We start from the raw sequence: 24,514 nt of genomic DNA, 5'->3' as shown, positions 1-24,514 counted from the left end.
AGACCCGTATGCCGAGCCGCCGCCGATTCCTCACCGGGGCCGCCGCCGCGCCCGTCGCGCTCGCGGCGGCCACGGCGTGCGAGGCCGGTGACGAGGCGCGGCCCGCGCAGCTCAACAAGCCCGCCGCGGCCATGCCCGCGGTGCAGGGCCCGGCGTCGGACCGGCTCAACTTCGTGGTGATCCTCGCCGACGACCTCGGCTACGGCGAACTCGGCTCCTATGGCCAGAAACTGATCCACACTCCGCGCCTGGACGCCCTCGCCGCCGAGGGCCTGCGCTTCACCGAGGCCTACGCCGCCGCCCCGGTGTGCGCGCCCTCACGCTGCTCGCTGCTCACCGGCCTGCACAGCGGACACTCCACCGTCCGCGAGAACCCTTGGGGGCCGGGCGGCCAAGGCGCCCTGACCGACCGGGACTTCACCTTCGCCGAGGCGCTGCGGGCGCACGGCTACCGCACCGGCATCATCGGCAAGTGGGGCTTCGGACCCGAGCTCCCGGACCAGCCGAGCCACCCCAACTCCCGTGGCTTCGAGGAGTTCTACGGCTACATCGGCCACGGCCACGCCCACGAGTACTTCCCCGAGTACCTGTGGCACAACGGCACCCGCGAGGAGATCCCCGAAAACAAGGACGGCGCCCGCAAGGTGTACGCCCCCCACCTGATCCAGGACCGCGCGCTCAGCTTCATCAACGATCACCAGAGCGAGCCATTCCTGCTCTACCTGGCCCCCACCGTGCCGCACGCCCCCAGCCAGGACCCGGACGCCGGCGAGTACGCCGACCGGCCCTGGACCGGCCCCAACAAGCGGCACGCCGCCCAGGTCACCTCCTTCGACACCCTGGTCGGCAACGTCACCGACCGGCTCACCGAACTCGGCATCGCGGACCGCACCATCGTCCTCGTCACCAGCGACAACGGCCCGCACGAAGAGGGCGGCACCGACCCCGAACTCTTCAACGGCAACGGCCCGTTGCGCGGCATCAAGCGGAACCTCTACGAGGGCGGCATCCGCGTCCCCCTCATCGCCTGGTCCCCGCAGCACGTACGGTCCGGCACCACCGATCGCCCCACCCCGCTCACCGACCTGCTGCCCACCCTCGCCGACCTCGCGGGCGCCCCCGCCCCGACCGACGTCGACGGCCTCTCCCTCGCCCCGCTGCTGCGCGGCTCCAACGACACCGCCCGCCACGACAGCCTGTACTTCTACCGCAACCACGCCAACATCACCCCGCGTTCCGACGCCTACGACCTCGGCCGGGGCCGCCGTCTCGCGGAGGCGCTGCGACGCGGCGACCTCAAGGCCGTGCGGTTCGCGCCGGGACAGAACCGGCGGGCCCCCGACGACCAGTGGGACGTAGAGCTGTACGACCTGGCCAAGGACCCCGGCGAACTCCACGACCTCGCCGCCGCGCGCCCCGCCCAGGCCGACGAGCTGGTGAAGCTGATGCGCGAGTCATGGGCCCCGGAGTACCGCCGCAAGCCCTTCGGCGTCACCCTCCAAATCACCGGCCAAGGCCCGGACTTCACGGTCACCGCCACCTTCACCAACGGCTCCGCCCGCCCCTGGACCTCCGCCCGCCTCACCCTGCACACCCCGAGCGGCTGGCGCATACACGCCCTGGACGCCCTCTCCAAGCCCCGCCTGGACACGGGCGACCACCTCACGGCCCGCTGGAAGGTCACGCCCACACAGGTCGCGACAGCCACAACGCTCATCTGCCGGGCGACGGCAGAGCACGCGGACGAAGAGATCACGTACACGGCAAGCACGAAACTGAACTGACGCCGGGCTCGACAGCGCCCCTTTAGGGGCGCGGGGAACTGCGCGACCAGCCACAACGAGCCCGCAGACACCCGACGGCCTAACGCGGCGTATCCCGCGGAGCGACCGGCTGCCATCCAAGCGCCCGAGAGATCCCCCGCGCAGCAAGCCGCACCGCCGGAATCAACACCGGCACCTGCGCATCGACTTGCGGCACGACGACAGACACCGCGGCCACCACCGCCCCGCCCGCGCCGCGTACCGGCGCCGCCACCGACAGCGCGTCGTCGGTGACCTGACGGCTGCTCACCGCCACCCCCGTGCGCCGCACCTCCGCCAGCACCCGCCGCAGCCGCACCGGATCGGTGACCGTGTACGGCGTGAAGGAGGCGAGCGGCCCGGAGCAGTACTCCTCCTGGTACTCGGGATCACTGTGGGCCAGCAGCACGAGCCCGACGCCGGTCGCATGCAGCGGCCAGCGCGCGCCGACGCGGATGTGCACGCCGACCGCGGAGCGCCCGGAGAGCCACTCGATGTAGACCACCTCGGCGCCGTCCCGCACCGCCAACTGCACGTTCTCGTGGGTGGCTTCGTACAGGTCCTCCAGATACGGCAGGGCGACCTGCCGCAGCGCCAGCCCGCGCGGGGCGAGCGCGGCGACCTCCCACAGCCGCAGCCCGACGTGGTAGACCCCCGACTCGTCCCGCTCCAGGGCGCCCCACTCGGTGAGGGCGCCCACGAGCCGGTGCGCGGTGGTCAGGCTCAGCCCGGCCCGGCGGCTGATGTCCGTCAGGGACAGCGCGGAGTGCTCGTGGTCGAACGCCGAGAGCACGGACAGCAGCCGGTCGGGGGCGGAGCGGGTGGTCATGGGCGGGTCGTTGCGGGGTGCGCGAGGTCGTAGGGGCGGGGGTAGGCGGCGGGGTGGTAGGTCACATACCGCGGCTCGTTCGCCGGGTCCGTCAGCTCGGCCCGGGTGTTGAGGCTGCTCGGTGAGGTGTCCCAGCGGCCGGTGTCCAAGCGGTGCTCCAGGGTGTCCAGGGCGCCGATCATCTCGCCCGGGGTGAAGGTGCAGTGGCCGGGCGCGTCGACATAGGCCTGGCGCAGCAGCCGGCCCGAACCCCCGGCCGCGGCGGCCCGGCGGTAGGCGCTCTCGGCCTGTACCGGAATCAGCGCGTCGCCGGTCGTGTGGATGTTGAGCTGCGGGTCGGTGAGCCGGCCCTTGAAGACGCTGGTGTCCCGCATCCATCGCACCGCCGGGGGATCGGCCGAGACCCGGGGCGCGCGGTTGAGCGCCGTGAGGTCGGTGCGCAGGGACAGGCCTGCCTTTCGGTACAACTCCGTCACCTCCTTGAACAGCGGGGAGCGGTGCAGCATCGCGGTGTAGTCGACGCCCGTGTTCCAGGACATGTTCCCCCCGGCGCGGCTCTCCGCCTCCTGCCGCCAGGAGAATGCGGGCAACTGGAGGAGCCCCTGGAGGGCGGCGTACTGGTTGGCCTGCTGGGCGTCCCAGTCGGTGGGCGCCGGTTCGGTCTGTGTGGGGTCGTTGTACCCGGGGATGTTGTGCAGGGCGGCGGCGAGGGCGATCCGGGCGCGGCCCTCGGCGGTCTGCTGGGCCGCGGTGACCTTCGTCGTGAGCGTCTGCGCGGCACTCTGCGCCTGCGCCTGGTCGGCGAATCCGGTGAGCGGGATGCCCGAGTCGGGCGCCAGCAGTGCCTTCAGCGCGAAGACCGGGTCCAGCGTGCTGTTCCAGTTGGCGATGCCGCCCTGCACCAGACCGCACATGGAGAGCGATCCGTCGAAGCGGTCCGCGTGCCGCTCGGCCAGCGTCGTCGTGACGAGGCCGCCGTACGAGGTGCCCCAGGCGACGGTCCGCCGTGCCGTGCCGAACTTCTCGGTGAACAGGTCGAGAGTGGCGAGCTGGTCCGGCACGGCGTCCGTGACCGCCCAGCCGTTCGTGGCGTACGAGGAGCCGATGAGGGCGTAGCCCTGGTCGAGGAGCTTGTCCAGGGTGGCCGAATCGGGCGCGTTCTGGGCGGGGTTGGGCCAACCGGCAGCGCGGTAGCCGTGGCTGTAGAGCAGCACCGCGCCGTTCCAGTCGGCGGGTACGTCCATCATGTAGGCGGCACCCGAGGGGAGTTGGCCCTCCAGGTGCGTGTCCGTGGCTGCCGCCTGAGCTGGGGGCGCGGCCACGATGCACAGGGCAACGGCCAGTAGCGCGATACGGGTTCTCAACGGGGGGTCCCTTCCGGGGTGGGTGTCACGGACCGGGTCTCGTGGTTCTCCAGGGCGTTCGCGCGTGTCTCGCGCAGGCGCCAGACGGTGAGCGCGGTGACGGCGGCGCCGCCGCACAGCAGCAGCGATACGGGCGTGCTGCCGCCGCCGTACGAGGCGAGCAGGCTGCTCGCGATCAGCGGGGAGAAACCGGCGCCGACCAGCGTCGCCGCCTGGTAGCCGAGGGAGGCGCCCGTGTAGCGGACCCGGGTGCCGAACATCTCGGTGAGCAGGGCGCCGAGCGGGCCGTACATCGTGGACTGGGCGACGCCGTGGCCGAGCGCGAGGGCGAGGATCAGCAGGCCGGGGGAGCCGGAGTTCACGAGCGCGAGCACCGGGAAGGCGAGCGCGGCCGAGGCGACGGCGCCGGCGAGGACGACCGGGCGGCGGCCGACCCGGTCCGACAGGGCGGACGCGGCGGGCAGCACCAGCAGGGCGACGCAGGAGGCGATGGTCACGGCGGTGAGCACCTGCGAGCGGCTGTAACCGATGTCGACGGCGTACGAGATCATGAAGCCGGTCAGCAGTGACTGCGCGGTGAACGCGCCGATGCCGACTCCGCAGGCCATCAGCACGGGCTTCGGCCGGCGCAGCACCTCCACCACGGGCGGCTTCGCCCGCGGCTCCTGCTTCACCTGCGCGAACAGCGGGCTCTCCGCGACCTTGAGGCGTACGAACAGGCCGACGGCCAGCAGCACGATGCTCAGCAGGAACGGCACGCGCCAGCCCCAGGCGCGGAACTGGTCGTCGGGGAGGCCGGAGACGAGGGTGACCATTCCGGCCGACAGCACGGAGCCGAGCGGGGCGCCGAGCATGGTGAAGCTGGACCACATGCCGCGCCGGCCGCTCTGGGTGCGCTCGGCGTGCTCGACGACCATGAGAGTCGCGCCGCCCCACTCACCGCCGATGGCGATGCCCTGCACCACGCGCAGCGTGACCAGCAGGACGGGGGCCCACACGCCGATGGCGTCGTAGGTCGGCAGGACGCCGATCAGGAAGCTGCCGCAGCCCATCAGGGCCATGGTCAGCAGCATCATCGACTTACGGCCGATCCGGTCGCCGAAGTGGCCGAAGACGATGCCGCCCAGCGGCCGGGCGACATAGCCGGCGGCGAAGGTGCCGAAGGCCGCGATGGTGCCGACGGCCGGGTCGGCCTTGGGGAAGAACAGGTCGCCGAAGACCAGCGCGGCGACGGTGCCGTAGACGAGGAAGTCGTAGAACTCGACTGCGGTGCCGAGCAGGCCGGACAGTGCGACGCGGCGCAACTGCCGGGTGTCGGGGGGTGGTTGAGCGGTGGAGGGGGATGGCTGCACGGTGAGCTCCCTGGGGACGGGTCTCGGGCTCCCCGTGAAGCTAGGCACCTGTCGTGCGGCCGTCAATCATTTGCACAACATCAATTCGGCCCGTCCTCCACGATCCGCAGCAGCAGCGCCTGCAGCGTCTCCCGCTCGTCCGCGTCCAGTGGGCCCAGCAGATCGTTGGTCACCCGCAGCCCGGCCTCGTCGGTGCCGCGCAGGAAGGAGCGGCCTTCCTCGGTGAGGACCACGATCCGGCTGCGGCGGTCGTCCGGGGCGGGGCGGCGTTCGGCGAAGCCCAGCTTCTCCAGGTCGTCGATCAGGCCGACGATCGCGCTCGGGTCGTAGCCGAGCCGGGCGCTCAGCTCGCGCTGCAGGGCGCCCTCACCGGTGGCGAGGAAGCGCAGGACCGCATAGTGGCGCAGGCGCAGCCCCGACTCCTGGAGGAAGGAGTTGAAGAGCTGACCCGAGCGCAGGCCCAGCCGGTACAGCAGGTAGCCCGTGTCCGCATGCAGCCCGCGCATCCATGGCTCGTTCGCGTCGATGGGCTTCGGGGTGGCGTGCTGGCGTGTGATGGCGGGCTCCCTGTGCTCGATCGATGTGTCCTGGAGATTTCAGCATGTCCCACACTGAGGTCATCAACAACTATTGACGTTAACAATTATTGCTCTTAGCTTCGATCTCGGAAGCCGCACCTCATGTGCCACCGCTTGAAGGGACTCGCTCGTGCCCAGCATCGATCTCACCGGCAAGGTCGCCGTCGTCACCGGCAGCGGCCGGGGCCTCGGCCTCGCCTATGCGCACGCCCTCGCCGCCCACGGCGCCTCCGTGGTCGTCAACGACATCGACGAGGCCGTGGCCGAGCAGGCCGTGAAGTCCGTCACCGCGGCCGGCGGCACCGCCGTCGCCGAGGTCGTCCCGGTCGGCACGACCGAGGCCGCCGAGCGGCTGGTGAACCGCGCCGTCGAGGAGTTCGGCCGGCTCGACATCCTGGTCACCAACGCGGGCATCCTGCGGGACAAGGTCCTGTGGAAGATGACCGACGACGACTTCGACGCGGTGATCACCACCCACCTCAAGGGCACCTTCACCTGCGCCCGCGCCGCCGCCGTCCGGATGCGCGAGCAGGGCGAGGGCGGCTCCCTGATCCTGGTCGGCTCTCCGGCCGGGCAGCGCGGCAACTTCGGGCAGACGAACTACGCCGCCGCGAAGGCCGGCATCGCCGCCATGGCCCGCACCTGGTCGATGGAGCTGGGCCGCGCGAACATCACCGTCAACGCGATCGTGCCGGTCGCCGCGACCGCGATGACCGAGACCATCCCCGCCTTCGCCCCGTACGTCGAGGCCATGAAGAACGGCGAGCCGCTCCCGGACTTCCTCCGCAAGGGCGAGGGCTTCGGCACCCCCGAGGACTGCGCGGCCCTCGTCCCCTTCCTCGCCTCCGAGGCGGCGCGCGGCATCACCGGGCAGGCCATCGGCATCGGCGGCGACAAGGTGGCACTCTGGTCGCATCCGCAGGAGATCAAGGCGGCGTACGCCGACGGCGGCTGGACCCCGGACACGCTGGCCGCCGCCTTCCCGACCTCGGTGGGTGCCGAACCGCAGTCGGTGGGCATCCCCGCGCCCAAGCTGCCGGAGGCGTGATGGCACCCCCCATGAACCTCGACGAACTCGTCGCGATCGACGTCCACACCCACGCGGAGGTGTCCTCCAAGGGCCACTCCTCCCTGGACGACGACCTGCACGACGCCTCCTCCGCCTACTTCAAGGTGGAGGGCAAGCGGAAGCCGACCCTGGAGGAGACGGCCGCCTACTACCGCGAGCGGAAGATGGCTGCCGTGATCTTCACGGTCGACGCCGAGTCCGCGACCGGCACCGCGCCCGTCCCGAACGAGGAGGTCGCCGAGGCCGCAGCCGCCAACGCGGACGTCCTCATCCCCTTCGCGTCCATCGACCCGTTCCGGGGTAAGGCGGGCGTGAAGCAGGCCAGGCGCCTGGTCGAGGAGTACGGGGTGAAGGGCTTCAAGTTCCACCCCAGCATCCAGGGCTTCTTCCCCAACGACCGCTCGGTGGCGTACGACCTGTACGAGGTGATCGAGGAGACCGGCACCATCGCGCTCTTCCACACGGGCCAGACGGGCATCGGCGCCGGCGTGCCCGGCGGAGGCGGCATCCGCCTCAAGTACTCGAACCCGCTCCACGTGGACGACGTGGCGGCCGACTTCCCGCACCTCAAGATCATCCTGGCGCACCCGTCCTTCCCCTGGCAGGACGAGGCCCTCGCCGTCGCCACCCACAAGCCCGGCGTGCACATCGACCTGTCGGGCTGGTCGCCGAAGTACTTCCCGCCGCAGCTCGTGCAGTACGCGAACACACTGCTGAAGGACAAGGTCCTCTTCGGCTCCGACTTCCCCGTCCTCACCCCCGACCGCTGGCTCGCCGACTTCGAGAAGCTGACGATCAAGGACGAGGTCAAGCCGAAGATCCTCAAGGAGAACGCCGCCCGTCTGCTCGGGCTGACGAAGCCATAAGGGGTCGTAGATGCGCAACGAGGGACTGGGGTCATGGCCCGCACGCCGGGCCCGGAAGACCCCGCACCGCACCGCCCTGATCCACGGCGAGACGGCGTTCACCTATGCCGAGCTGTACGACCGCACCACCCGGCTCGCCCATGCCCTGCGCGCCCGCGGCGTGCGGCGCGGCGACCGGATCGCCTACCTCGGCCCCAACCACCCCTCCTACCTGGAGACCCTGTTCGCGGCTGGCACCCTCGGCGCGGTCTTCGTGCCGCTCAACACCCGCCTCGCCGGACCCGAGATCGCCTACCAGCTCGCCGACTCCGGCGCCAAGGCCCTCGTCTACGGCCCCGCGTTCCAGGGCCTGGTCGCGGGACTGCCGGGCAGTACCGACGTCCGTACGTACGTCGAAGCCGGCGCCGAGTACGAGGAGGCGCTGGCCTCCGCGTCGCAGGAGCCCATCGACGAACCGGTCGGCGCCGACGACACCTGCATCATCATGTACACCTCGGGCACGACCGGCCGCCCCAAGGGCGCGATGCTCACCCACGGCAATCTGACCTGGAACGCGATCAACGTCCTCGTCGACACCGACCTGATCGCCGACGAACGCGCGCTGGTGTCGGCCCCGTTGTTCCACACGGCGGGCCTGAACATGCTCACCCTGCCGGTGCTGCTCAAGGGCGGTACGTGCGTGCTGGTCGAGGCCTTCGTCCCGGAGGCGACCTTCGACCTGATCGAACGGCACCGGATCACCTTCATGTTCGGGGTGCCGACGATGTTCGAGCAGATCGCCCGGCATCCGCGCTGGACGGACGCCGACCTGTCCAGCCTGCGCATCCTCACCTGCGGCGGCTCGCCGGTGCCGACACCGCTGATCGCCGCCTACCAGGAGCGCGGGCTGACCTTCCTCCAGGGCTACGGCATGACGGAGGCCTCGCCCGGGACGCTGTTCCTGGACGCCGAGCACGCGCTGAGCAAGGCGGGCTCGGCGGGCGTGCCGCACTTCTTCAGCGACGTACGGGTGGTACGGCCGGACCTCGCGCCGGTCGACGTCGGTGAGACCGGCGAGATCGTGGTCCGGGGACCGAATGTCATGGCCGGTTACTGGGGGCTGGCCGAGGAGACGGCCGGCTCCTTCGCGGACGGGTGGTTCCGCAGCGGGGACGCGGCCCGGGTCGACGAGGACGGCTATGTCTTCATCGTCGACCGCATCAAGGACATGATCATCTCGGGCGGGGAGAACATCTACCCGGCCGAGATCGAGGACCTGCTCCTCGCCCACCCCGACATCGTCGAGTGCGCGGTCATCGGCGTACCCGACGACAAGTGGGGCGAGGTGCCGCGCGCCGTCGTCGTGCCGCGCGAGGACGTCTCGGTGGATCCCGACGAGATCCTCGCGTCCCTGTCCGGCCGCCTCGCCAAGTACAAGATCCCGAAATCGGTGGTCCTCGCGGACGAACTCCCGCGCACCGCCTCCGGAAAGCTCCTCAAGTCCCGTGTCCGCAGTCGGTACGGCAACCAGTAAGGAACCTTCATGAGCATCACGGTCAACGGCCTCGACGAACTGAAGAAGCTCGCGGGCAGCGACCTCGGCACCAGCGAGTGGATCGAGATCACCCAGGAGCGCATCAACACGTTCGCCGACGCCACGGGCGACCACCAGTGGATCCACGTCGACCCGGAGAAGGCCGCCGAGGGCCCCTTCGGCGCTCCGATCGCGCACGGCTACCTCACGCTCTCCCTCTTCATCCCGCTCTTCACCGAGCTGCTCGACGTCCAGGGCGTCACCACCAAGGTCAACTACGGCCTGAACAAGGTGCGTTTCCCCTCGCCGGTGAAGGTCGGTTCGAAGATCCGGCTGGTCGGGAAGCTGGCGGACGTCGAGGAGGTGCCCGGCGGGGTGCAGATCACCGTGGACGGCACGATAGAGATCGAGGGCGGCGCGAAGCCTGCCGCCGTGCTGCAGAGCCTGTCCCGCTTCTACGCCTGATCGGGGCGTACCGGCACGAGGTCGAGAAGGCGTTCCGAAGCCTCCAGCGCCGGCGGGGTGAACCGCTCGTGCACCCGCCGGAACGTCTTCTCGGCCCGTTCCGCCGGCCAGTCGTCCGGCAGATGCCCGACCGGCAGCCGGGGATCACGGCGGATGATCCGCAGCCACTCGGCCTGCAGCACCAGCCGCAGCCCGAGAGCGTCGTCGGCGTCCGGCAGGTCCGTCTCCCACGGCTGCCAGCGGCGGACGAACTCCTCGTAGCGCACCGCCAGTTCGGACAGCTCCCAGGTCTCCTCGATCATCGCGCCGATGTCCATGCCGGCGTCGGCGTGGGCGCGGAAGATCTTCACATGCGCGGACAGCCCCAGCTCGGCGACCAGCTCGCCCACGTCGACGTGGCCGGGCGCGATCCACAGCCCGTTGAACAGCGGCCCGAACCCGCTCCAGGTGAGCTTCGAGCGCAGGTCGTGCCGCTGCCGCTGCCAGGACTCGGGCAGGGAGAAGCCGAGCAGGGTCCAGGTGCCGTCCCACTGCCGGTTGACCGCGCCGGTCTCCCAGATGCGCCGCTCGCCGTCGCGCAGGACGGCCGCCGAATGCTCCGTCAGCCCGAAGTACATCCGGCGGCCCTCGCGCTGGCGGCGCAGCAGGCCACGGTGCACCATCCGGGTCAGCGTCGAGCGCGTCGCCTGCTCACCGACGCCGACCCGGCCGAAGACGTCGATGACACTGCCCGAGTACACGCAGACATCACGCCCGAGCACCTGATCGCCCAGGAACGTCAGCATCAGGGACTGGGGCCGCAGCGACTCTTCGGTGGTCACGCGGCCACGGTAACGCGTGCCGGATCAGTCCGTGACCTGCTGGTACGAGTACACGGTCGTCGACAGTGCGCAGATGCCGGGCTGGATCACCTGGGCGCGCAGGGTGCCGCTGCGCACGTCGTAGTCGACGCCCTCCGTCTCGAAGGTGCCGGTGCACACACTGCGCTGCGGCAGCGCGAACAGGCTCTTGACCGCCCCGGTGACCGGCCGGCCGTCGAGCTTCCTGGGCAGGTCGACCTGGAGGAGCGGGCGGATCTCCGGGAAGAGGGACCCGGTGGCGTCGTTCGAGGCGCACACCAGCCGGGTCTCGGTGACGAAGTCGCAGCCCTGGATGTCCCGCACCGGCTTGTCCAGCGTGATCTGCCCGGCCTCCTTCAGGTCACCGCCCGTCTGCGGGGTGGACGGGTTGAGCAGGGGAGCGGGGAAGACCTGGAGCCGGTTCTGGGCGCCCCACTCGCCCGACACCAGCCACTGCCCGTCCGGCGAGACGGTCGCGAAGGAGTTGTTCAGCTTCTCGCCCGCGCCCAGCTGGTGGACGTACTCGTAGCGCTTCCCGGCAGGGGTCGTCACCGCGTACATCTTGGACGTGGCCGTGTCCGGGCCCTGATAGGCGTCGAACGTGTACCCGTTCGCGATGTCCGGGTCGCCCACGTGGTTCCAGCCCTTGAAGCGCAGGTCCAGCGGGATGTCCGTGAGCCCCCGGTACAGCAGCGACCCGTCGGCCCGGCTCGCCAGGCCCTGACCGCCGCCGAGGGTGTCGGTGTACGCCGTGCCGGTCTGAGCCCAGCGCGGGTCACCGGCGGCGGACGCGGTGCCCGCGCCCACGGCGAACGCTCCTAATAACGCGGCCAGGCAGACCAGTTGACGCTTCATCAGGCACCCTTCACGTCGACGAATATCGGGTTGGAATAGAACCACGTATCGGCCCACGGGTCACCGTTGCCGGGCTCATGGGGGAGCGGCCCGTGCGGGTCGACGGAGGCGCCCAGGTACCCGGCGCCGTGCCGGTTGCCATCGCTGCCGCGCAGCCGGACGTAGAAGGACTCGTCGCCGGCGGTGAGCGGGATACGCAGGGTGTACGTCCCCTTGCGGCCGCTGACGTCCTTGGTGGTGACGACCCTGGTGGCGGGCGCCCGCCAGGTGTCACGGTCGGCCGCCGGGCCGCACACCGCGCCCCGGATGACATCCACGTGAGCCAACTCGGGCAGGATTCCCTGCGGGTTGGGGCGGGAGGCGCTGGTGACGGTGACCGTCAGGGTGAGCCGCTCGCCCTTGCGGACCCGCAGCCTGCCGCCCAGGGTGACGCCTCGGCCGTGGTCGCAGTCGCGCCTCAGCCGCACCTCGAGTCCGTCCAGCAGATGCCCGTGGTCCAGCCAGACCCGGCCCGCGCGCAGGCCCGCCATCACCGATCGGTAGCCGTATCGCGTCACGCCCACGTGGGTGCGGCTGAACTGGCCGGGCCAGAAGTCGCCGCCGGGCTGGGGCTCGGTGGTGTTCACCGGGTCGGGCAGGCGGCCGGTGTTGTCGAAGTTCTGGCCGGGCAGCCAGTCGCCGTTCTTCCAGGTGTCGAACACCACCCGGTGCACATCGGAGTTGGTGGTGATCGTGAACAGCCTGCCCTCGGCGAGCATGGCGTCCCACAGGCCTCCGACGGTGGCCGTCATCCAGTCGAAGCCGCCGTACGTGACGTACGCGTTCGCCGGGTAGCCCGGCCAGGAGTTCTCCGAGGGCTTGTTCTCGTACTCGCCGCGGATCGAGGTCGGACCGCGCCAGCCGGGGATGGCGCCGCCCTGGGCGCCGGGCGCGCCCTCCACGCCGATCATGATCTCAGGGGCCGCGTCCCGCCAGTTGCGCATCTCATGCGGGGAGTCGATGCCGAGCCGCAGCGGGTGGTTGGCGAGGACGAGCACATCGTCGACGTAACCCGTGCGGCGCTGCTCGGCCAGCCACTTGATGGCCTTGACGGCGTGGGCCTCGTTGCGGGGAGTGTCGGGGTGGGTGGGGCCGCCCGCCGCGTAACCGAGCAGCTTGCCGTCGTAGGCGAGCTCAAACTTCGTGAGGATGTCGACCTCGTGCGGGCCCGGCGCCGCGAAGACCGTGCAGTGCTCGGCGCCCGGGATGTACCACTCCAGGCCCTGGAAGATCAGCTGACGCGGGTTCGCGGCCCGTGCCTTCAGGATCTCCTGGTGCTCCAGCTTCGCCCCGAACTCGGCGTGCCCGAAGTTGGAGTGCTCGTTGAAGACCAGCCAGTCGACGCCGTACTTGGCGCCCGCTTTGACGACCTGGTCGAAGGTGTACTTCGCGTCGTGGCTGTAGACGGAGTGGACATGGTGGTCGCCGACGAGGTAGGCGAGGCGCGGGTCGTCACCGCCGAAGGGCCGCGAGGACGCCGCCGCGGGCACGGCCGCCGAGCCGAGTGCGAAGGCGGCGCCGAACAGGCCCGTGCGGCGCAGGAGTCCGCGTCGGGACAGGCCCTGCGGATCGAGTTCCGCACGGGACACGGACGGGTCGGCCCAGGCGGGCAGCTGCTGGTCGTTCACGGGGATGCCTTCCGAAAGGTTCAGTGGTTCATGAACGACGTGACGGGCAGGGCGCGTTCGACGATCCGTACGTCGCCGAGGCGCCCGTACAGGATCTGGTCGATCTTCCCGCCGTACTCATAGCCGCCGAGCAGCCACGGCAGGCCCACCGAGGTGAGGCCGATCGCGGGGGCGTGCGGGTTGCGGGCGACGGGGCAGCCCTGGACGTACAGCGTGGTTTGCCTGCCGTCGTTGACGACGGCGACGTGCCACCACTGCTCGCGGGCCGTCTCGTCGCCCCAGTTGGTGGCGATGCCCTGCTGGTTGAGCGGGCGCACGGCCCACTGCGGGCCGGGGCCGTCGGAGAGGGACAGCGTGGCGAGCGGCTCGTCCGGGTCGCCCTCGGTCTTGCCTGCCGCACCACCGGTGCCGGTGCGGCTGACCAGTCCGCCCCAGGCGTTGCGGGAGGAGCTCCAGTCGGCGGGCAGCCAGTAGAACGCCTCGATGGTGTAACCGGCCTTGAACGTGGCCGAGTTGAGAGGGGCACCGTCGACCGTACGCAGGTAGGCGCCCTTGAGCGGCGGCTTGCCGCCCCGGAAGTACAGGCTGCCGTGCCCCGGCTGGTCCGGGTGATGAGCCGTCGACCAGGTCAGCGAGCTGTCCCCGACCCTGACCACGGCGAGGTCGTTGCCGCGCCCCGACAGGTCACGCACCGTCCCCTCGACCGCCGCCCCCTCCTCGTGCCCGTCGAACCGCCAGTACGCCACCGTGCCCCGCACCAGCATCCGGTCGGCGGGCCGCGACGGCCGTACGGGTATCGGCGCGAACCCGGCGAACCGCTCCTCGAAGTCGACGTCGACGGAGAACCGGTCCGCATCGCCCGACAGCTCCATCTCCTGCCGCTCCAGCTCGTTGAGCCCCTTCGCGGCCCGCCCCAGGATCCACGGCGACAGCGTCTCGACGTCGATCGTGTTCCGGTCGAGGTCGAAGTGGTAGAGGCGGATCATCGCAGCGCCGCCGTAGTACCGGTTCTGATAGTTCGTCAGGTGCAGATGTACGTCGTTCCCGGCCGCGTTCTTCCGGACCGCGCGGGCGGCCGGCCAGTAGTGGCCGTTGAGGGTGAGGAAGATCTGGTCGTGGTCCTTGACCAGCTTGTCCCACAGCTGCTGCCCGTACGGGGAGAGGGAGTCGTCGCCGACGACCAGCTCGTGCGTGGTGAGGATGACGGGCGTGCTCGGGTGCCGGTCTATGACGTCCTTCGCCCAGGCGTAGCCCTTGTCCGACAGCCGCCAGTCCAGGGCGAGGACGAGCCACTCGCGCCCGGCCGCCTTGAAGACGTGGAAGGTGTTGTAGCCGTCGGCGGAGGCACCGCCGAAGGTCGGCTTTCCCCGGAAGCGGTGCGGGCCGAACGTGTCCAGGTACGGCGTCGCGCCACGCTGGTCGGTGGTGGACGAGCGGACGTCGTGGTTGCCCGCCAGCACGCTGTAGCCCACCCCGCGCCGGTCCAGCAGCTCGAACGCCTCGCCGATCGCGTCGCATTCGGCCTTCGCGCCGTTCTCGGTCAGGTCGCCCAGGTGGGACAGGAAGACGAGGTTGTCCTCACGCCCGTGCTCCAGCAGATAGCGCAGCGAGGCCTGGATCGGCGCCGGGTTGATACTCGGCCCGTCGAAGAGGTACTGCGTGTCGGGCATCACGGCGAGCGTGAAGCGGCGGTTCTCGGTGTCGGGGCGCAGACGCTGCCCGACCGCCGCGGCTTCGGCGGCGACGGTCGGGAGGGTGACGGCGGTGGCCGCGGCGCCGATCAGCGCGGTGGCTCTGAGGAAGTTGCGTCGGCCGGCGTGGGCGCAGGCAGACTCCTGCCCGGGCTCATGGGTGGTGCACACATCGTCTCCAGTGAAGGCACAGGGGCGTGAGGCGGTGAAGGCGGGTTCAGAGTGCGCGCAGGGTCCAGTTCCAGCGGTGGACACCCGGCGGGATCAGATACGAGGCAGAGGTGTCCGGGCCGCACGACGCGGTGCCCAGCCCCCGGTGTGCCGCGTCGATGTGCACCACGCACCCCGGTCGCGGGACCAGCTCGTCATGGTGGGCGGCGGCGGTGAGGTCCTCGGCGCGGTAACGGGTCACCGAGACCTGCCGGGGCTCGTCCAGCCGTACCGCGAGACCGGTGGCGTCCGGTGCCGACAGCGTGAAATGCCGTACGCCGTGCCGGCCGCCGCTCTCCTGCGGGCGCAGATAGGGGGTGAACAACTCGTCCACGGGCACCGAGTGATGGCCGACGGGCGCGCCCGCACTCCGGTCCGGGTACGACTCCCAGGGCCCCTGCCCGAACCACTCCAGCAGGTCGAGCCCCGGCACCGTCTCGAACACCGTGCCCACCCGGGCCACGTCCTCGAAGTCCTCGGGCAGCTCGGCCGACTCCTCGACCCGGATGCCGCCCTCGACGGAAGTGAAGACCTGCACATGCCGGACGACGCCGCTCGTCCCGGCGTACTGGGCGTGCACGGTCACCTTCTCGCCGTCCCGCCGCACGTGGACGACCTTGCGGACGAGCGCGTCGAGCCCCCAGGTCCGCCAGCGCCCCGCGATGCCGCCGAGCTCGTCGTTGTCGGTGGGCGCCCGCCACAGCGACAGGGTGGGGGCGGCGATGAGGAGGGGATGGACGAGGAGCCCTTCCCCGTCGACCACGACGGGCGGGCCCTGCACGGTCGCGTTCCGCGGCGCGGGGGCCGCCCGCAGCCGCAGCTGGGGCGCACACACCTCGGTGCCGCGCGGCCCCCACGGCTCGTCGTCCTTCGTGGTCACGCGCAGCGTCACCCAGGCCTCGCCGCCGTCGTCCGGCAGCTCGAAGGGGAGCGGCACGGCCGCCGTCTCGCCGGGAACCAGGTCGGGCAGCTCGGCGGGAGCGGTCAGCGTACGGCCGTCGGAGAGGGCCAGCTCCCACCGGGCGGACAGCCAGTCAAGCCCGCGGAAGCACTGGTGGTTCTCGACCACCAGGCCCTCGTGCTTGAAGCACGTCAGCCGCACCGGCGCCGCGATCTCGCGGTGCTCGTACATCACAGGCTTGGGCGTGCGGTCGGGGAAGACGATCCCGTCGGCGATGAACGCGCCGTCGTGGATCGTCTCGCCGAAGTCGCCGCCGTACGCCCACCGATGTCCGGGCGCGGCGACACCGTTGTCGTACAGCCCGGCGCCTGAGCGCCCGGCGGGTCTGCCGTCTGTCACCCGCTGGAGAATGCCGTGGTCCCAGAACTCCCAGATGAAGCCGCCCTGAAGACCGGGCGTTGACTCGATGGCGGCCCAGTGGTCGGCGAGCGTGCCGTTGCTGTTGCCCATGGCGTGCGAGTACTCGCACTGGATCAGCGGTCGCGTCTGCTCACCGGAGAGCGCGTGCGCGACACAGTCCTCGATCGGCGCGTACATCGGGCAGGCGATGTCGGACGCGTCGTCCGTCGCCGCCCAGTCGAGCTTGGCCGCCCCCTCGTACTGGATCGGCCGCGTTGGATCGTGCCGCCGCACCCAGCCCGCCGCCGCGTCATGGTTCGCCCCGTAGTCGGACTCGTTGCCCAGCGACCAGATGATCACCGACGGATGGTTCTTGTCCCGCAGCACCATCCGCGAGACCCGGTCCACGAAGGCGTTCAGATAGCGCGGGTCGTCGGCGATCTCATGGGCGTGGTCGTGCGCCTCGATGTCCGCCTCGTCGACGACGTAGAAACCCAGCTCGTCCGCGAGGCCGTACAGCGCCGGGTCGTTCGGGTAGTGCGCGCTGCGGATCGCGTTGAAGCCGAAGCGCTTCAGCAGGACGAGATCGGCGCGCATGTCGTCGTACGACACCGTCCGGCCCGTCAGCGGATGGAAGTCGTGCCGGTTCACGCCCCGGATGTAGATGCGCTCGCCGTTGACCAGCAGGTCCCGGCCGACGATCTCGACGTCGCGGAAGCCGATGCGCTGGTACGAGGTATCGGTGACCGTTCCGTCGGCGCGGTGCAGCCGGACGGTCAGGCCGTACAGCTCGGGCGTCTCGGCGGTCCAGGTGCGCACGTCGGGGACGGTGGCGCACATCCGTGCCTCGCCGAGGAAGTCGGAGACCCGCTCGTCCTCGGTGTTGAGCCGGTCGAACTCGGCGTCCTGCGCGAGGGGTTCGCCGTCCAGGTCGCCGGTGACGTACCAGCCGTCCGGCAGCACACCCCGTACCTGGCAGTCGACGCGCAGCTCGCCGTCCGCGCGCGCCCGTACGGTCACGTCCGCGAGATACAGCGGATCCGTCGCGTAGAGCAGCACGGACCGGGTGATCCCGCCGTGCCACCACTGGTCCTGGTCCTCGATGTGCGAGGCGTCGGACCATTTGACGACGGTGAGCCGCACGGCCGCGGACGAGCCCGGGCGTACGACGTCCGTCAGATCGAACTCGGCCGCCAGATGCGAGTCCTTGGAGACCCCGACCGGCCGCCCGTCCACCTGCACCAGCAGCACGCTCTCGGCCGCCCCGACCTGGAGCACGATCCGCCGCCCGGCCCACTCGGCGGGGACGTCCACGTCACGTTCGTACACCCCCGTCGGGTTCTCGGACGGTGACGACGGCGGGAACTCGGGGAACGGCATCCGGACGTTGGTGTACTGCGGGAGGTCGTCGGTGTCCTGGAGGGTCCAGACGCCGGGGACGTACGACGCGGACCAGACGTCGCTCACCGGCGCGTCCGGCGCCGGCAGCAACTGGAAGCGCCACTCGCCGTCGAGGTTCAGCGCCCCGGCGCGGCGGTCGACGGCGTTCATGGGAAGGCGCCCCCAGGAGGTCACCTCGGGTGCCTCCCAGGGGCGGAGTGCCAGCAGCGGATTCATCCGCGGACGGCTCCCTTCGCGAGGTCGCCGATGATCTGCTTGGCGCCGATCGCGAACACGATCAGCAGCGGGATGAGGGCGAGCAGGGCGCCGGTCATCACGATGCCGTAGTCGGTGGTGCCGTGGGTGCCGTTGAGCTGGGACAGCGCGACCTGGAGGGTCACGTTGTCCGGGTTGGTGAGGGCGATCAGGGGCCAGGCGAAGTCGTTCCACTGGCCCATGAAGGTGAAGATGCCCAGGAAGGCGAGGCCGGGGCGGACCACCGGCAGCGCCACGTGCCAGTACTGGCGCAGGAAGTTCGCGCCGTCGAGCTTGGACGCGTCGAGCAGCTCGTCGTGGATGGCGCTCTTCATGTACTGGCGCATCCAGAAGATGCCGAAGGCGTTGGCCGCGGCCGGCACGATCAGCGCAGTCATCGAGCCGATCCAGCCGATCTTGGCCATGAGGACGAACTGCGGGATGACCGACAGCTGCGCCGGCACCATGAAGATGACCATGAGCAGCCCGAACAGCATGTTCTTGCCGGGGAACTCGAACTTGGCGAAGACGAAGGCGGCGAGGGAGTCGAAGAGCAGGACCAGGAAGGTCACCGACACCGCGACCAGCAGCGAGTTCCACATCGACCCGATGAAGTCGACGGCGTCGAAGAGGTTGCGGACGTTCTCCAGGAAGTGCGTGCCCGGCAGCAGCTTCGGCGGGTAGGAGAAGATCTCCGACGAGCTGTGCGTCGACATGATCACGGCCCAGTAGAACGGGAAGGCCGAGAGCAGAGTGCCGATGATCAGAGGGAGGTGCAGCGCGATCCCTCTGCGGCGGGACCCCTTGATGGAAGACATGGTGGGCCCTTCCTATTCGCCCCGGCGCTGCACGAGGCGCCAGTTGATGATCGAGAAGAGCACGACGACCAGGAAGATGCCCCAGGCCACCGCGGCTCCGTACCCGAAGTCGTTGTTGTCGAAGGTCTGCTGGAAGAAGTAGAGGACCATCGTCTGGCCCGAGTGGCCCGGACCGCCCGCGAACGTCGAGTCGTTGGACGAGGTCTGGAGCAGGACCTGCGGTTCGGAGAAGCTCTGCAGTCCGGTGACCGTGGAGACGACGAGCACGAACAGCAGCGTGGGCCGCAGCAGCGGGAGTGTGATCCGGAAGAAGGTCTGGATCGGGCCGGCGCCGTCCACGCGCGCCGCCTCGTACAGCTCGCTCGGGATGGTCTGGAGTCCAGCGAGGAAGATGATGGCGTTGTAGCCGGTCCACTGCCAGGTCATCAGGGCCGCGATGGTGATCTTGATGCCCCATGGCGTGTTCAGCCAGGCCACCTGGTCGAGCCCCACCGCGTTGAAGACGGCGTTCACCATGCCGTTGTTGGTGGCGAAGATGGAGCCGAAGACGATGGCGATCGCGACGACCGAGGTGACGTTCGGCAGGAAGTACGCGACCCGGTACAGGCTCTTGAACCGGACCGCGGAGTTGAGCATCACGGCCGTGATCATCGCCAGGAAGATCATGGGGAAGGTGGCCAGCGCCCAGATGATGATCGTGTTGCCGATCGAGTTCCAGAAGTCGCTGTCGCTGATCAGGTACTGGTACTGCGAGAGCCCGGCCCACTCCATCGTGCCGAGGCCGTCCCAGCGGTGGAAGGACAGATAGAGCGAGAAGCCGACCGGGAACAGGCCGAAGCCGAGGAAGATCAGGTAGAAGGGCGAGATCGCGGCATAGAGGTGCCAGTACTTGCGCCAGCCCTTCTTGGGCTGTGTCGGGGAGGGCTGCGCCACGACGGGCGGTATCTGTTCGAGGACGGCCATCAGTAGCTCACCCCCAGGTGCTTCGCGATGCGACGGCACTTGCTCATGGCGTCACTCCAGGCCTTCTTCGGGTCCTTGCCGAGGACGTCGACGTTCTTGATCTCGTCCTTGATGGGCTGCCCGAGAGCGACGTCGTACGGGCTGTTGTAGGCGACCACGATCTTCTGCGCGGCGGGACCGAAGATGTCGGTCGTGACCTGGTCGCCGAAGAAGGGGTCGGGCTCCTGCATCTGCTTCAGGCCGTAGGCGGCGGGCGTGGAGGGGAAGAGGCCCGCGTCCACGTAACCCTGCGCCTGGTTGGCCGCGTTGAGCATCCAGGTGATGATCTCGAAGGCCTGCTCGGGCTCCCGGCACGCCTTGGTGATCGACAGGAACGAGCCGCCCTGGTTGGCGGGCCGCACGGGCATCTGCGCCACCCGCCACTTGCCCTTGGTCTTCGGCACACCGTTCTTGATGTCGAAGCTGGCCCAGGAGGCGTTCAGCTGGCTCGGCAGCTTGCCGTCCTGGATGGCCGACAACTGGTCCGGGGTGCCGCTGACCAGGTTCGACACGATCTTCCGCTGCTTGGCCTCCACGGCCAGCGCCCAGGCCCGGCGCACATGCTCCTGGTCGCCGATGAACTGGCGGTCCTTGTCGACGTACCGCTGCGCGCCCTGCTCCACGACGTTTCCGAAGACGGAGAGGATGTCGGTGAGCAGCTTGGCCCCCGGGACGCGCTTGCCGAGTTGAACGCCGGCGTCGAAGAACTTCTCCCACGTGTTCAGTTCGCTCGACACGTGGTCGGGTTCGTACGGCAGCCCCGCCTTGCGGAAGACCTCGTACTGGTAGTAGTGCGCGACGGGCCCGCAGTCGATCGGGAAGCCGACCATCGTGCCGTCGTCGGCGATGCCCTGGTCCCACTTCCAGGACAGGTACTGGCTCTTGTACTTCTCCGCGCCCAGCGTCCGCAGGTCGATGAACTGGTCCGCGTTCGGCAGGTAGGCGGCCATGTCCTCGCCCTTGAGTCCCGCGATGTCGGGGATATGGGCCCGGCCGGTGATGGTGGTGATGAGCTTGGAGCGGTACTGGCCGCCGATCTGGATGGCCTGGAGGTCGACCGAGCTGTCGTAACGCGCCTTGGCGCCCTCGACGACCTTGTCGCTCAGGCCGCCGCTCCAATACCAGAGCACCATGTTCCGGCCGGTCGACCCGGTCGGTACGGCACAGCCGGTCGCCAGGCCGCCGAGTGCCGTGGCGGCCGTACCGGCCAGGCCCGCGCGCAGCAGGCCTCTTCGTGAGAGCCGCACAGCTCCCACCGCCTTTCGGATGTTCACGGATCTTCGAGGATCTTCGTGTGCCAGGGGGATCAGGGGAGATCAGGGAGATCAGTGGGGGGAGATCAGAGAGATCAGTGGGGGGAGTTCGGGGGCGTCAGTGGCGCGTACCGGACCGGCGGTCCCGGGTCCTGTGGCATCCGGTCGGCCAGGAAGCCGTACGAGCGCCGCAGGTCGGGGTCGTCGAGGGACTGCCACCACTGGTGGATGCCGTACCAGCCGGGGGCGGCCAGCGCTCCGGTGCGGTGCCGTACCGAGAGGCCGGACGCCAGCACCGCGAACTTCAGCCGCTCGGCCAGCGGCCAGCCGCCGAGTGAGGCGGCGACGAAGCTCGCGCCGAAGACGTCGCCGGCGCCCGTCGCGTCCAGGACATCGATGTCGAGGGCGGGAACCTCCGCGTACTCGCCGGTCGTCTGGTCGGCGGCGATCGCGCCGTCGCCGCCGCGGGTGACCACGGCGACCGGCACCAGTTCGGTGAGCGTGCCGAGCGCCGCGACCGCGCTGTCGGTGCGGGTGTAAGCCATCGCCTCGGTCTCGTTGGGGAGGAAGGCGTGGCACAGGGCGAGCTGGTCGAGGAGGTCGGTGGACCACTGCTGGGTGGGGTCCCAGCCGACGTCGGCATAGATCTGCGTGCCGTTCGCGGCGGCCTTGCCGAGCCAGGCGCGGGGTTCGGCCTCGATGTGCACCAGGGCGGTACGCGCCTCGGGCGGGTCGCCCATCAGCGTGTCCTGCGAGTACGGCGGTTCCTGGCCGTGGGTGACCAGGGCCCGGTCGTGGCCGTGCGCGATGGAGACGGTGACCGGGGTCGGCCAGCCGTCCGCGGTGCGGGAGAGCGCGAGGTCGACGCCCTCCTGGTCGGCGAGGACGTCACGGCAGTGCTCGCCGTAGAAGTCGTCGCCGAAGACCGTGGCCAGGGAGGTGTTCAGGCCGAACCGGGCCGCGGCCACCGCGAGGTTCGCGATGCCGCCCGGGCCGCAGCCCATGCCGGACGTCCAGATCTCCTCGCCCGGCGTCGGCGGCTTCCCGAGCCCGGTGAGGACGAGGTCGTAGAAGAGCAGCCCGGTCAGCAGCACATCGGGCCTGTCGTCGTCCACGCGCACATCCCTTCGTGGGGAGCTCGTCAAAACTCGTCATTTTCGATGACCGGAATCGTGCGCTGCTCGGCGACATTGGTCAATACCTCAGCAGAACTGAGCATGGAAATGATTGAAGATGACGAGTAGTGTTCGCGGCGTGCTGGCAGAACGACGACACCAACTCATCCTGCGGGCCCTGCGCTCCGGAGGCCCCGCGGCCGTGACCGATCTCTCCGAGGAGCTGGGTGTGAGCCCCGCCACGATCCGGCGTGACCTGGTGAAACTCGAGGAGGACGGGCTGCTCACCCGGGTGCACGGCGGCGCCGTCGCGGAGGAGGGCGACCAGCCCTTCGCCGAGGTCGCCGAGGTGCGCGTGTCCGAGAAGGACGCGATAGCCGAGCGCGCGGCGGCGATGATCAAAGACGGTCAGTCGGTGCTGCTCGACATCGGCACCACCGCCTACCGCCTGGCCCGCCGGCTGCACGGCCGCCGGCTCACCGTGATCACCAGCAACCTGGTGGTCTACGAGGAGCTCGCCGACGACGAGGGCATCGAGCTGGTCCTGCTCGGCGGCATGGTCCGCCGCGACTACCGCTCCCTGGTCGGCTTCCTCACCGAGGACAATCTGCGCCAGCTGCACGCCGACTGGCTCTTCCTCGGCACCAGTGGAGTGCGCCCGGGCGGGCAGGTGATGGACACCACGGTCGTCGAGGTGCCGGTCAAGCGCGCCATGATCAAGGCCGGCGACCGGGTCGTGCTGCTCGCCGACTCGGCGAAGTTCCCGGGCACGGGCATGGCGAAGGTATGCGGTCCCGAGGACCTGGACATGGTGGTGACGAACGCTCCCGTGGACACGGCGACGCGGTCCTCCCTGGAGGAGGCGGGCGTCGACGTGTTCGTGGCAGGAAAGGTGCAACCTTGAAGCTGACGATTCTGGGCGGCGGCGGATTCCGCGTGCCGCTCGTGTACGGGGCGCTCCTCGGGGACCGCGCCGAGGGCCGGGTGACACAGGTCGTGCTGCACGACCTGGACGCCGGACGGCTGAACGCCGTGACCCGCGTGCTCGCCGAGCAGGCCGCCGAGGTCCCCGACGCGCCCGAGGTGAGCGCCACCACCGACCTCGACGAGGCGCTGCGCGGCGCCGACTTCGTGTTCTCCGCGATCCGCGTCGGCGGCCTGGAAGGACGCGCGAACGACGAGCGGGTGGCCCTGGCGCAGGGCGTCCTCGGCCAGGAGACGGTCGGCGCGGGCGGCATCGCCTACGGCCTGCGCACGGTGCCCGTCGCCGTCGACATCGCCCAGCGCGTGGCCCGTCTCGCACCGGACGCCTGGGTCATCAACTTCACCAACCCCGCGGGCCTGGTCACCGAGGCCATGTCCCGCCACCTCGGCAACCGCGTCATCGGCATCTGCGATTCGCCGGTCGGCCTCGGCCGCCGTATCGCCCGTGTGCTCGGCGTGAAGAACACGGCCGAGGCGTGGATCGACTACGTCGGCCTCAACCACCTCGGCTGGGTCCGCGGCCTGCGCGTGGCCGGCCGCGACGAGCTGCCGCGGCTGCTCGCCGATCCCGGCCTGCTCGGCTCCTTCGAGGAGGGCAAGCTCTTCGGCCCCGACTGGCTGCAGTCGCTCGGCGCGATCCCGAACGAGTATCTGCACTACTACTACTTCAACCGGGAAGCCGTCCGCGCCTACCAGGAGGCCCACCAGACCCGCGGCGCCTTCCTGCGCGACCAGCAGGCCCGCTTCTACGAGGAGATGCGCGACCCGAGCGCGGCGGCCCTGCTCGCCTGGGACCGCACCCGCGCCGAGCGCGAGGCGACGTACATGGCGGAGAACCGGGAGACGGCCGGCGCCGGCGAGCGCGACGCCGACGACCTCTCCGGCGGCTACGAGAAGGTCGCCCTCGCCCTGATGCGGGCCATCGCCCGCGACGAACGCACCACCCTGATCCTCAACGTGCGCAACGAGCACACGCTCTCCATCCTTGACAACGATGCCGTCATCGAGGTCCCGTGCCTCGTCGACGCCAACGGCGCCCATCCGGTCGCCGTCGACCCGCTGCCCGACCACGCCACCGGGCTCGTCTGCTCGGTCAAGGCGGTCGAGCGCGAGGTCCTCGCCGCTGCCGAGTCCGGGTCCCGGGCGACCGCGGTGAAGGCGTTCGCCCTGCACCCGCTCGTTGACTCCGTGAACGTGGCCCGCAGACTGGTCGACGGCTACACCCAGGTCCACCCCGGTCTCACGTATCTTGCGTAAGCGCTTTCCCGGCAGGCTCTTCATCTCCCCGTACGCTCCCTGGAGACTCT

The 24,514-nt window shown here is 70.2% G+C and carries 20 protein-coding genes; 7 read left to right on the top strand and 13 right to left on the bottom strand.

Annotation, left to right across the window (positions count from 1 at the left end):
• Positions 1-8: 8 nt before the first annotated feature.
• Positions 9-1,784, top strand: coding sequence for a sulfatase-like hydrolase/transferase (locus tag OG828_RS09265; protein WP_328500769.1), 1,776 nt, complete (start codon positions 9-11; stop codon positions 1,782-1,784).
• 79 nt (positions 1,785-1,863) lie between these two features.
• Here the strand turns inward: OG828_RS09265 and OG828_RS09260 are convergent, their stop codons facing one another.
• From OG828_RS09260 to OG828_RS09245, 4 genes are all read right to left on the bottom strand, one after another.
• On the bottom strand, positions 1,864-2,631 hold the full coding sequence (locus OG828_RS09260; RefSeq protein ID WP_328500768.1) for an IclR family transcriptional regulator: 768 nt from the start codon (positions 2,629-2,631) through the stop codon (positions 1,864-1,866).
• Positions 2,628-3,995, bottom strand: coding sequence for an alpha/beta hydrolase family protein (locus OG828_RS09255; protein ID WP_328500767.1), 1,368 nt, complete (start codon positions 3,993-3,995; stop codon positions 2,628-2,630). Before OG828_RS09255 ends, OG828_RS09260 begins: the two co-directional genes overlap by 4 nt.
• Complete coding sequence (locus OG828_RS09250) at positions 3,992-5,347, bottom strand: MFS transporter (RefSeq protein ID WP_328500766.1); 1,356 nt, start codon at positions 5,345-5,347, stop codon at positions 3,992-3,994. Before OG828_RS09250 ends, OG828_RS09255 begins: the two co-directional genes overlap by 4 nt.
• Before the next feature lie 80 nt (positions 5,348-5,427).
• Entirely contained in the window at positions 5,428-5,853 is a 426-nt protein-coding gene (locus OG828_RS09245; protein ID WP_328352374.1) for a MarR family winged helix-turn-helix transcriptional regulator, read from the bottom strand.
• Positions 5,854-6,055: 202 nt separating this feature from the next.
• Between OG828_RS09245 and OG828_RS09240 the strand changes: the two genes are divergently transcribed.
• Genes OG828_RS09240 through OG828_RS09225 form a run of 4 tightly spaced genes read left to right on the top strand, consistent with a single transcriptional unit; the run spans position 6,056 to position 9,838 of the window.
• Positions 6,056-6,973: an SDR family NAD(P)-dependent oxidoreductase gene (locus OG828_RS09240; protein WP_328500765.1), complete on the top strand. Its 918-nt coding sequence runs from the start codon at positions 6,056-6,058 to the stop codon at positions 6,971-6,973.
• Between the two features lie 11 nt (positions 6,974-6,984).
• Positions 6,985-7,860 (top strand): amidohydrolase family protein, encoded by an 876-nt coding sequence (locus OG828_RS09235; protein ID WP_328504830.1) that lies wholly within the window; start codon positions 6,985-6,987, stop codon positions 7,858-7,860.
• Between the two features lie 10 nt (positions 7,861-7,870).
• Positions 7,871-9,373, top strand: coding sequence for an o-succinylbenzoate--CoA ligase (menE, locus tag OG828_RS09230; RefSeq protein WP_328500764.1), 1,503 nt, complete (start codon positions 7,871-7,873; stop codon positions 9,371-9,373).
• A 9-nt stretch (positions 9,374-9,382) separates the two neighbouring features.
• On the top strand, positions 9,383-9,838 hold the full coding sequence (locus tag OG828_RS09225; protein ID WP_328352365.1) for a MaoC family dehydratase: 456 nt from the start codon (positions 9,383-9,385) through the stop codon (positions 9,836-9,838).
• Here OG828_RS09225 and OG828_RS09220 read toward each other — a convergent pair.
• The 9 genes from OG828_RS09220 to OG828_RS09180 form a co-directional block, all read right to left on the bottom strand.
• The gene (locus OG828_RS09220; RefSeq protein ID WP_328500763.1) at positions 9,829-10,659 is read right to left on the bottom strand and encodes a PaaX family transcriptional regulator; all 831 of its coding nucleotides are present in this window, start codon (positions 10,657-10,659) and stop codon (positions 9,829-9,831) included. The genes OG828_RS09225 and OG828_RS09220 overlap by 10 nt on opposite strands.
• Positions 10,660-10,683: 24 nt before the next feature.
• Entirely contained in the window at positions 10,684-11,532 is an 849-nt protein-coding gene (locus tag OG828_RS09215; protein WP_328437445.1) for a hypothetical protein, read from the bottom strand.
• Positions 11,532-13,199 (bottom strand): PHP domain-containing protein, encoded by a 1,668-nt coding sequence (locus tag OG828_RS09210; RefSeq protein WP_328500762.1) that lies wholly within the window; start codon positions 13,197-13,199, stop codon positions 11,532-11,534. The genes OG828_RS09215 and OG828_RS09210 overlap by 1 nt, the downstream gene beginning before the upstream one ends.
• A gap of 20 nt (positions 13,200-13,219) precedes the next feature.
• Positions 13,220-15,061 carry a LamG-like jellyroll fold domain-containing protein gene (locus OG828_RS09205; protein WP_328500761.1) on the bottom strand — a complete coding sequence of 614 codons (1,842 nt, stop codon included), beginning with the start codon at positions 15,059-15,061 and terminating at the stop codon, positions 13,220-13,222.
• A gap of 46 nt (positions 15,062-15,107) precedes the next feature.
• Entirely contained in the window at positions 15,108-18,017 is a 2,910-nt protein-coding gene (locus OG828_RS09200; protein ID WP_328500760.1) for a glycoside hydrolase family 2 TIM barrel-domain containing protein, read from the bottom strand.
• On the bottom strand, positions 18,014-18,853 hold the full coding sequence (locus OG828_RS09195) for a carbohydrate ABC transporter permease (RefSeq protein WP_328500759.1): 840 nt from the start codon (positions 18,851-18,853) through the stop codon (positions 18,014-18,016). The genes OG828_RS09200 and OG828_RS09195 overlap by 4 nt, the downstream gene beginning before the upstream one ends.
• A 12-nt stretch (positions 18,854-18,865) precedes the next feature.
• Positions 18,866-19,816, bottom strand: a complete 951-nt coding sequence (locus OG828_RS09190; protein WP_328500758.1) for a carbohydrate ABC transporter permease — start codon at positions 19,814-19,816, stop codon at positions 18,866-18,868.
• Positions 19,816-21,102 carry an extracellular solute-binding protein gene (locus OG828_RS09185; RefSeq protein ID WP_328352339.1) on the bottom strand — a complete coding sequence of 429 codons (1,287 nt, stop codon included), beginning with the start codon at positions 21,100-21,102 and terminating at the stop codon, positions 19,816-19,818. The genes OG828_RS09190 and OG828_RS09185 overlap by 1 nt, the downstream gene beginning before the upstream one ends.
• A 101-nt stretch (positions 21,103-21,203) precedes the next feature.
• Complete coding sequence (locus OG828_RS09180) at positions 21,204-22,223, bottom strand: carbohydrate kinase family protein (RefSeq protein WP_328500757.1); 1,020 nt, start codon at positions 22,221-22,223, stop codon at positions 21,204-21,206.
• A gap of 139 nt (positions 22,224-22,362) precedes the next feature.
• Here OG828_RS09180 and OG828_RS09175 point away from each other — a divergent pair, with 139 nt between their 5' ends.
• Both OG828_RS09175 and OG828_RS09170 read left to right on the top strand, forming a co-directional pair.
• Positions 22,363-23,127 carry a DeoR/GlpR family DNA-binding transcription regulator gene (locus tag OG828_RS09175; RefSeq protein ID WP_328504829.1) on the top strand — a complete coding sequence of 255 codons (765 nt, stop codon included), beginning with the start codon at positions 22,363-22,365 and terminating at the stop codon, positions 23,125-23,127.
• Positions 23,124-24,464, top strand: a complete 1,341-nt coding sequence (locus tag OG828_RS09170; RefSeq protein WP_328500756.1) for a 6-phospho-beta-glucosidase — start codon at positions 23,124-23,126, stop codon at positions 24,462-24,464. The genes OG828_RS09175 and OG828_RS09170 overlap by 4 nt, the downstream gene beginning before the upstream one ends.
• The last annotated feature ends 50 nt before the right edge of the window (positions 24,465-24,514 follow it).

This window comes from Streptomyces sp. NBC_00457, assembly GCF_036014015.1.
In the GTDB taxonomy this organism is placed as follows: Bacteria; Actinomycetota; Actinomycetes; order Streptomycetales; family Streptomycetaceae; genus Streptomyces.
Note: the sequence above shows the minus strand (reverse complement) of the source record. Positions and strands in the feature narration are given on the sequence as shown.

Bases quoted from the DNA above. Each gene is read 5' to 3' on its own strand.
- OG828_RS09265 (WP_328500769.1), top strand. From the start codon at position 9: ATGCCGAGCCGCCGCCGATTCCTCACCGGGGCCGCCGCCGCGCCCGTC.
- OG828_RS09260 (WP_328500768.1), bottom strand. From the start codon at position 2,631: ATGACCACCCGCTCCGCCCCCGACCGGCTGCTGTCCGTGCTCTCGGCG.
- OG828_RS09245 (WP_328352374.1), bottom strand. From the start codon at position 5,853: ATGCGCGGGCTGCATGCGGACACGGGCTACCTGCTGTACCGGCTGGGC.
- OG828_RS09235 (WP_328504830.1), top strand. From the start codon at position 6,985: ATGAACCTCGACGAACTCGTCGCGATCGACGTCCACACCCACGCGGAG.
- menE (WP_328500764.1), top strand. From the start codon at position 7,871: ATGCGCAACGAGGGACTGGGGTCATGGCCCGCACGCCGGGCCCGGAAG.
- OG828_RS09225 (WP_328352365.1), top strand. From the start codon at position 9,383: ATGAGCATCACGGTCAACGGCCTCGACGAACTGAAGAAGCTCGCGGGC.
- OG828_RS09215 (WP_328437445.1), bottom strand. From the start codon at position 11,532: ATGAAGCGTCAACTGGTCTGCCTGGCCGCGTTATTAGGAGCGTTCGCC.
- OG828_RS09200 (WP_328500760.1), bottom strand. From the start codon at position 18,017: ATGAATCCGCTGCTGGCACTCCGCCCCTGGGAGGCACCCGAGGTGACC.
- OG828_RS09195 (WP_328500759.1), bottom strand. From the start codon at position 18,853: ATGTCTTCCATCAAGGGGTCCCGCCGCAGAGGGATCGCGCTGCACCTC.
- OG828_RS09190 (WP_328500758.1), bottom strand. From the start codon at position 19,816: ATGGCCGTCCTCGAACAGATACCGCCCGTCGTGGCGCAGCCCTCCCCG.